This window comes from Microcystis sp. LE19-41.2A (assembly GCF_027530405.1).
GTDB classification, from domain to species: Bacteria; Cyanobacteriota; Cyanobacteriia; order Cyanobacteriales; family Microcystaceae; genus Microcystis; species Microcystis aeruginosa.
Window position 1 is genome coordinate 1 of sequence record NZ_JAPZQJ010000284.1, and the last position, 2,799, is coordinate 2,799.

Here is a 2,799-nt window from a genome sequence, read left to right on the forward strand (position 1 = left end):
TTCGTTCGTGGAGAGCTTTATTGTAAACTAATCTTACACAGCCCAATGTGCGCCGCAATAGCGACTCTTGTTCTGGTGTTGGGTAAAATCGGTAAGAATAGGCTTTTTCCATGTCTCATATTTTAGCATATATTTCGTAAACGATGCTCATATTTAACAGTAAAGCCGTCGTAGAACGACGGGGTTTCAGACCCAAATTTTCGATGACAGTAACTCAGCAGACAAACTACCATCAGGATTTTGGCATGAAAATTTATGGCTTGAGCGGACTAAAACTTTAATCTTTTCTCAATCTTTCTAACAGTTCAGAGCGGGATAAATTCACTAAAGAAAGAAGTAACCCGGTGCGTTCTGAGATGGGAAGTTGGGCAATCTGTTCAACTAGACCAGACAATTCCGAATCTAGGGTTCCAAACCGCCCTTCCAGAAGACTAGCTATCAGCGAGAGTTGTCCCTCTAAAGTGCCTTCCTGTTTTCCTTCTATTTTCCAATCTTCTCGCTGTTTTAGATAGGCTGGTGATAGGTTCATGATGTCCTCCTGTTCCTCGCTACTTAAATTATCTCTCAATTCCAAATTCTTACGCCAGTTGGCTAGAATTTCTAACAAATTTTCTTGAAAAGAGTTATCTTCTGGCAATTGAACTAACTCTTCTACGGCTCTTTTTTGTGTTTCTCCTTTTCCTAAAACCCTCGACCATAAAGTGTCTTCACTCACTGGTAACTGGTGGATGGCAACGATTGCCACTTTGAGGAAGTCAGCTAAAAAGTAAACCCCTTTTAACCAATTCCTCTCATCGCTGTCAGCCCTGAATCCTTGAATCATTCTAGCTGAAAAGGTGGGGGTGAGAATCCATAAAACTGGCAATTCTGCGACCGTCAGAGTTTTGTTTGCCCGTTTCGCCTTTCTTAACAGGTCATTATGAACAGTATATAACTTTGATATACAACTGCGAATCTCTATTTCTGAGGGCGGGTTACGGAAAGGTTCAAACAAACAGGAAGTCGCCGCCATTTTTCCGAGTAAACCTAAAGGGAGTTCGGTCCTTGATGGTGAACTGGCCGGTTCAAACCAGACATCTATTTCTTGAACCTCACTTTTCACTTTCTTACTCTTTTTTATGGTTCCTAGAGGCGCTAACAGTTCCTCTAAATATTCCTTGGCAAATTGGTCGTGAATTTGGCGGGTCATTCTCGGAGATGACTGAGAATATAAAGGGGGATAAACTATCCTATTATATCATTAATTAAAAAGGAATCCAATCGACAACATTGATCCATGACTAGGAATCAAATTGACTAAGAGAGGAACGTCTTTTAAAAGGAATTAGTTTTTTGATTAATTCAGGTGTAATTAAGCCTTGGGGATAAAAAATCGTTCCCAAAACGATTAAAATTCCAAAAATAATCAAACGACCATCGCGCAAGAAATTCCCTAACCAAATTGGTAAACCATTCACGCCACCGAGGGCGCGTAAAACTTCGGGCAAAGCAGTTAAAACAATGCCTCCCACCACCGGCCCGACAAAAGTTCTTGAACCACCAATTAAAACGAAAGCCAGGAAAATAATACTGGCATCAAAAGTTCCCTGACGGGAATTCCAAGTATTGAGAAAATGGGCGCTTACTGCTCCCACAACTGCCGCTAAAACTGCCCCGAAAGTGAAGGATAAAACCTTGTGATAGGTGGGATTAATTCCCATGGCCGCAGCTGCCAATTCATCGGCACGAATGGCATTAAATGCCCGACCAATTTTGATGTTTTCTAACCGATAGAGAAACAGCATAGTTAGGAATAAGAGGGGCAAGGCCAGCCAAAGGTAGGCTAATTGAGTAGTGAAGGGTTGGGGAATGGCGAAAATACCGACCGCACCGCCAGTTATCTCGAGATTAAGGGCAATAATTCTCAAAATTTCTACCCAGGCGATCGTGGCAATGGCTAAATAAATCCCTCGCAAACGGAGAACAGGAATACCTAAAACTATGGCTAATATTCCTGAAATAATGCCAGCAATTAACATTTCTAAAAAGACCAAATTAAGGGGATAATTGCTGCCGGTATTAGTAAAAACTTTCGTGGAAAGAATGGCGGACACATAACCGCCTAAAGCGTAAAAACCGGGGGTTGCTAAGGATAATTGACCAGCCATTAAGGGCAGATAAACTGAAATGCCTAAGATAGACCCAAATATCATTGAAACAATTAAAAAACCATAGGTGTTAAAAAAATCAGCCATATTTTCAGTGAGCGGTTATTGGGTATTGGGGGCTTAAGTTACTGGAGTCAATTAGCTAATTTTATCACCGTTTTCTCCCCTCTGATTCTCTGGTAATTCTCGAAATTATCATAATTTTTTATGTGACACTTTTCCTATATGGTAGCGTTCGCCACCTTAAAAGCAGACGGGATGATCGATGATGGGAAAAGGTATCTTCCTCAACTTTGTCCTGGAAAAAATTCGGGGGAATTTATGAAACAGCAGGATTGGTTACTCGGACTCCTACGGCTGAATTTCCCCATAAAATCGCAGTAGCGGCTGAAAAAGTCCTAGAAGCTGAGGATATTATCGGTTTTACCCCAGAAGCGATCCATCAGGTGCAGGCGATCGGTTAGAAACCAGTAATGTGGTTTTAAACGTTTTCAATTCGATCCTCTCACTAATTAAGTAGCTGGTTATAATTAAATTAAAAATGGATTTTAGGTTCGATCCCCCCTGCCCCCGTTGATCTATCCATTAGTCACATCTTTCTTAACATAAAATTTGACAAAAAGAGAAAAGTGTGCCAGATGGCTCAAGGGGG

4 protein-coding genes are annotated in these 2,799 nt (G+C 41.2%); 1 reads left to right on the forward strand and 3 read right to left on the reverse strand.

Annotated features, from left to right (window positions below; all coding sequences use genetic code 11):
* The 3 genes from O9290_RS12195 to O9290_RS12205 form a co-directional block, all read right to left on the reverse strand.
* Positions 1 to 112, reverse strand: a 112-nt coding sequence (locus O9290_RS12195; protein WP_287738263.1) for a helix-turn-helix domain-containing protein, incomplete at its 3' end; no start/stop codon positions are given.
* Between the two features lie 165 nt (positions 113 to 277).
* A complete protein-coding gene (locus tag O9290_RS12200) occupies positions 278 to 1,189 on the reverse strand; it encodes a hypothetical protein (protein WP_288059912.1) in 912 nt (303 codons plus the stop codon).
* Between the two features lie 91 nt (positions 1,190 to 1,280).
* Positions 1,281 to 2,234 (reverse strand): branched-chain amino acid ABC transporter permease, encoded by a 954-nt coding sequence (locus O9290_RS12205; protein WP_149986196.1) that lies wholly within the window; start codon positions 2,232 to 2,234, stop codon positions 1,281 to 1,283.
* 206 nt (positions 2,235 to 2,440) lie between these two features.
* Between O9290_RS12205 and O9290_RS12210 the strand changes: the two genes are divergently transcribed.
* Positions 2,441 to 2,611 carry a hypothetical protein gene (locus O9290_RS12210; protein ID WP_002756989.1) on the forward strand — a complete coding sequence of 57 codons (171 nt, stop codon included), beginning with the start codon at positions 2,441 to 2,443 and terminating at the stop codon, positions 2,609 to 2,611.
* Positions 2,612 to 2,799 lie beyond the last annotated feature (188 nt).

Coding starts and splice junctions, on each gene's coding strand:
- O9290_RS12200 (WP_288059912.1), bottom strand. CDS start 1,189: ATGACCCGCCAAATTCACGACCAATTTGCCAAGGAATATTTAGAGGAA.
- O9290_RS12205 (WP_149986196.1), bottom strand. CDS start 2,234: ATGGCTGATTTTTTTAACACCTATGGTTTTTTAATTGTTTCAATGATA.